The sequence below is a fragment of the Spirillospora sp. NPDC049652 genome (assembly GCF_040675125.1).
In the GTDB taxonomy this organism is placed as follows: domain Bacteria; phylum Actinomycetota; class Actinomycetes; order Streptosporangiales; family Streptosporangiaceae; genus Spirillospora.
In genome coordinates, this window is record NZ_JBFAOF010000553.1 from 1 (window position 1) to 4,809 (window position 4,809).

General features: G+C 75.8%; 5 protein-coding genes. 2 read left to right on the forward strand and 3 right to left on the reverse strand.

Annotated features, from left to right (window positions below; translation table 11 throughout):
• Positions 1 to 247: 247 nt before the first annotated feature.
• Positions 248 to 1,054 (forward strand): phosphatase PAP2 family protein, encoded by an 807-nt coding sequence (locus AB0J52_RS27600; RefSeq protein ID WP_500185277.1) that lies wholly within the window; start codon positions 248 to 250, stop codon positions 1,052 to 1,054.
• A gap of 125 nt (positions 1,055 to 1,179) precedes the next feature.
• Here the strand turns inward: AB0J52_RS27600 and AB0J52_RS27605 are convergent, their stop codons facing one another.
• Together AB0J52_RS27605 and AB0J52_RS27610 are read right to left on the reverse strand one after the other, a co-directional pair.
• Positions 1,180 to 1,806, reverse strand: coding sequence for an IMPACT family protein (locus tag AB0J52_RS27605; RefSeq protein ID WP_500185279.1), 627 nt, complete (start codon positions 1,804 to 1,806; stop codon positions 1,180 to 1,182).
• Positions 1,807 to 1,829: 23 nt separating this feature from the next.
• Positions 1,830 to 2,657 carry an HAD-IIA family hydrolase gene (locus tag AB0J52_RS27610; protein ID WP_500185281.1) on the reverse strand — a complete coding sequence of 276 codons (828 nt, stop codon included), beginning with the start codon at positions 2,655 to 2,657 and terminating at the stop codon, positions 1,830 to 1,832.
• Between the two features lie 143 nt (positions 2,658 to 2,800).
• Between AB0J52_RS27610 and AB0J52_RS27615 the strand changes: the two genes are divergently transcribed.
• Entirely contained in the window at positions 2,801 to 3,229 is a 429-nt protein-coding gene (locus AB0J52_RS27615) for a RidA family protein (RefSeq protein WP_500185282.1), read from the forward strand.
• A gap of 63 nt (positions 3,230 to 3,292) precedes the next feature.
• Here AB0J52_RS27615 and AB0J52_RS27620 read toward each other — a convergent pair.
• Positions 3,293 to 4,809: acyl-CoA dehydrogenase family protein (locus AB0J52_RS27620; RefSeq protein WP_500185283.1), on the reverse strand; the 1,517-nt coding region annotated here is incomplete at its 5' end.

Below are 4,809 nucleotides of genomic sequence, written 5' to 3' on the forward strand. Positions count from 1 at the left end.
CGGATGGTTCCAGTGTCACCGCCGGGCGGCGGCGCGGGCATCGTCGGCGGTGACGAACCCCGCGTACCACTTTCGATGTACGGCGGGCCGCTCCGGCGGGGTTCCGCGCGGGGACGGCCCGGGTCGCGTTGCGGTGAACGGTGCGTGAACCGTCCCGGTCTGGTAGATGATCAGTTCTGTCCCGGGACGGCTCCCGGGACCGCCCCGCCCCGGGCCCCGGGACGGCGGCAGGACATGGAGGGGGAGCATGCGAGCACCGGGAATCAGCGCCGACCTGTATCGGACGATCACCGAGTTCGCGCACGGGACGCCCGGCTGGGTGCACACCGGCGCGGAGGTCGGCACCGAGGCGGGGCTGCTGGCGTTCGCGGCGCTGTTCGCCGCCGGCTGGTGGCGGGCCCGGACCCGCGACGGCCGGTCGATGGCGCTGGCGCTGCTGGCCCCCGTCGCGATGGTGTGCGCCTACCTGGTCAGCTCCAACGTCAAGGACGTGCTGAAGGAGGAGCGGCCCTGCCGGGCCGTGCCGCACGCGATGAACATCGCCTCGTGCCCCGCGCCCGGCGACTGGTCGTTCCCCAGCAACCACGCGACGATCGCCGCCGGGGCCGCCGCCGGTCTGCTGGTGGCCTGGCGCGCGCTGGCCCCCTGGGTGCTGTCGCTGGCGGTGCTCGAGGCGTTCTCCCGGGTGTTCGTCGGCGTGCACTACCCGCACGACGTCGCGGTCGGGTTCGTGGTCGGCCTGACGGTCGCGGTGGCGGTGTCGCTGCTGGCGGCCAGGATCCTCACGCCGCTGGTCGAGCGGCTGCGCGGATGGGGGCCGCTGGGACCGCTCGTCCTCGGCGCGCCCGCGCCCGCTCTCGCGCCCGCGCCGTCCTTCGCGGGCGCGCCCGGCTACGGGTTCGGCGGCGGGGACATGCCGGTGGCCGGGCTGTCCCACCCCGGCGTTCCGCAGCCCGCCGCGCCGGTCGGCGACGCGGCGGTGACGGTCCCCGACCTGCCCGTGCTGGACGCCCAGGGCCGCCCCGCCCCCGGCGGGCGGCACCGCCGCCCCTGACCGCCCCCCCCGGACGGCCACGGTCACAGCGACGGCCACGGCCGCTGGATGGCTCGGCCGGACGCCTCGCCGGGCGCGGTATGTCCCCGTCCCCCTGGAACCGCACGCACGGACAGGCGGCACGGCTACGGGGTGACGGGGACTTCCATGTGGCCGGTCCCGACCGTGCGCAGGCGCGCCTGGCCGGCGGTGACCTCGGCGGCCCACGCGGTGAAGTCGTCCAGGGCGTCCGCCGGGACCGGCACCTGCGCGTGGACGGCCTCGCCGTAGCGGACGTCGTCCGGCTGCGGGCCGCGCGCGTGCAGGTCGCCCAGGAACCGCCCGGCCAGGGCGTGGTCGACCGTCACCTCCACGCGCACCACCGGACGCAGCTCCACCACGCCGACCGCGTCGACCGCCTCCGACACCGCCTGCGAGTACGCCCGGACCAGACCGCCCGCGCCGAGCTTGACCCCGCCGAAGTAGCGGGTGACGACCGCGGCGGTCCCGGTCAGGCCGCGCCGGACCAGCACCTCCAGCATCGGGATGCCCGCCGTCCCGGCCGGCTCCCCGTCGTCGCTGCTCTTGGTCAGCTCACCGAACTCGCCCACCACGTACGCCGAGCAGTTGTGCGTGGCGTCGCGGTGGGCGCGTTTGCGGGCCGCGACGAACGCGGCCGCCTCCTCCTCGTCGGCGACGCGCGCCAGCGCGCACAGGAACCGGGAGCGGCGGATCTCCAGCTCGTGCGAGCCGGACGCGGCGATCATGCGCATGGCTGTCGGGCCCGGCCGGGCCGTCAGGACCCCGAGCCCGTCCCGCCGCCCGCGTCCGGCTCACCGCCCGGGGTGACCATGCCGACCACGTCGGCGATCGAGTTCAGCACGTGCGTCGGGCGGAACGGGAACCGCTCCACCTCGTCCTTGCGGGTCACCCCCGACAGCACCAGGATCGTCTCCAGCCCGGCCTCCACGCCCGCGCGCACGTCGGTGTCCATCCGGTCGCCGATCATCACCGTGGACTCGCTGTGCCCGCCGACCCGGTTCAGCGCCGTCCGCATCATCAGCGGGTTGGGCTTGCCGACGAAGTACGGCTCCACCCCGGTCGCCCGCGTGATCATCGCGGCGACCGCGCCCGTCGCCGGGAGCGACCCCTCGGTGGACGGACCGATCGGGTCGGGGTTGGTCGCGATGAACCGCGCGCCGCGCTCGATCAGCCGGATCGCCCGCGTGATCGAGGAGAAGCTGTAGGTGCGGGTCTCGCCCAGCACCACGTAGTCGGGGTTCAGGTCGGTCAGCACGTACCCGGCCTCGTGCAGCGCCGTCGTCAGGCCCGCCTCGCCGATCACGTACGCCGACCCGTCCGGCCGCTGGTCCGACAGGAACTGCGCGGTCGCCAGAGCCGAGGTCCAGATCGCGTCCTCGCCGACCTCCAGCCCCAGCGCCCGCAGCCGGGCCGACAGGTCCCGCGGCGTGTAGATGGAGTTGTTGGTCAGCACCAGGAACCGCTTGCCCGACGCGGTCAGCCGCCGGAGGAACTCGTCCGCGCCGGGGATCGGATGACCCTCGTGCACCAGCACCCCGTCCATGTCCGTCAGCCACGACTCGATCGGCTTGCGCTCGCTCATACCGATCATTGTCGCAGCCCAGCGCGACCTCCCGCGCCCGGGCCCGACCGCGCCCACCGCGCGTGCCGCAGTCCGCGCCGCCGCCTGGGACCGCCGTCCGAACGCTGGCGCCCTGACCGGCCGCGCGCGGCTACGGTGGCCGGGTGACCGATCATGAACTGCGCACCGGAACCGACATCCGCCAGATCAACCCCGACGGCCTGCCCGCCGGCCCCGGATACAGCCACGGCGTCTCCGTCGAGGTGCCCGGACGGCTGGTGCTGGTGAGCGGGCAGGTCCCGGTGGACGGCACCGGCGCCCTCGTCGGCGAGGGCGACCTGGCCGCCCAGACCCGCCAGGTGTTCCGCAACATCGAGACCGTCCTCGCCGACGCGGGCGCCGGCTGGGAGCACGTGGTGAAACTCGGCTACTACCTGCGTGACGCGACGGGCGTCGGCGTCGTCCGGGAGGCCCGCGCCGAGTTCGTCCCCGAGCACGTCACGCCCGCCGCGACCCTCGTGGAGGTCTCGCGGCTGGTGCGGGAGGAGTTCCTGGTGGAGATCGACGCGATGGCGGTCGTCCCGATCCGCTGACCGCCCCCCGACCTGGCGTGGGTTCCGCGTCGTAGCACGGAACCCACGCCAGGGGATCCCGGGTCAGGGTGTGGGAGGGGCGGGTTCCCGGGGGCTCGCCGGTGCGGCGATCGGGGCGGGGGTGTCGAGCGCGGCGGCCAGATCCCCGACGCGTCCGGCGAGCAGGTCTCCGACCCGGCGGCGCTCGGCCCACACCCGCTCCAGCAGTCCCGGCCCCGCCACCTGGCACTCCAGCAGCAGCGCGGCGCGGCGCTCGATCCAGTCCAGCCCGTACAGGCGCAGCAACGGCTCCAGCAGCGGCGCGGCCTCCTGCGGGACGGTCCGGGACGCCTCGTCCACGATCCGCAGGACGATCCCGTCGGCGGCGGCCCGCGCGGTCGCCGACGCCAGCGCCAGGTTGTCGTTCCACACCGTGAACACCGCCTCGGGATCGGCGGAGTCGGGGGTCCGGGTGCGTTCGGCCAGGCGGACGGTCAGCGCGTGCTCCACCGACGCCGCCCACTCCCGGCACATCGCCGCCGACCCGAACTCCCCGCTCTCCCCTCCCCGGGTGGGCGGCGGGGGCGGATCGGCGGCGAGCGCGCGGGCGGTGTCGAACAGGATCAGCTCGTTGTCGCCGCCCGCGCTCTGGTAGGCGTGCGCCAGCCCCCGGTACCCGTTCAGGCGCTGCGACGCGGCGAACCCCGGGGCGCCCGCGTGCACGCGGCACCGGCCGATCACGTCCTGGGTGTGGGCGGTCACCGCCGCCTTCAGCAGCGCCAGGTCGCGGTCCACCGCCGACCACGGCGCCCACGCCGCGTCCGCGCTCCCCGCCGGGTTCGCGACCGCCGCGTCCGAGCCCGAGCCCGAGCCTTCCGTCTCCGGGCCCGCCGCGTCCGGGGTTGACGCGGGCGTGGACGGAACGCGGTCGAGCGGGCGCGGGCCCTTCACCCGGTCGGCGACCAGCGTCAGCGCGTACGCCGACGCCAGCGCGCCGAGCATCGCCTCCCGCTGGTTGCGGTAGTCCCCCAGCGGACGCCGCGGAGCCAGCCGCCCCAGCGTCGCGCGCCCGGCGGTGTGCGCGACGAGGGTGACGGCCGAGGCCCGCGCGAGCGCCGCACACGCCGAGACCACCGCCCGCCACACCGGCGGGGCGATGCCCATCGACCGCACCAGCCGCTCCCCCGGCCCGCCCGCCGGATCGTGGAAACCGCCGTCCGGGTCCAGCCGCGCGCCGTCACCGAGCCACGCCTCGAACGGCACCCGCACGTCGGTGAGGGTGACCGCACCGTAGTCGACCATCAGGCCGAACGTGTCGGGCGCGGGCGTGATCCGGACGCCGGGCGGGGTGGAGCCGTCCGCCGCGCGCAGCGGGACGGCGAACACGAACACGCCCCGCTCGCGTCCCCCGTGCTCCAGCGTCGCGTACACGGCGGCGACCTTCGGCACGTCCGGATGGGCGGTGTTGGTCGGGAACTTCGCGGCGGCCGCGTCCGGCGTGGTCAGCACGAACCCGCCGGTGCGCGGGTCGTGGCGGGCCAGCGTCCGCGGCGACAGGTGGCTGTTGCTGCGGCCGATCTCGGTCATCAGCAGCGTCCCGG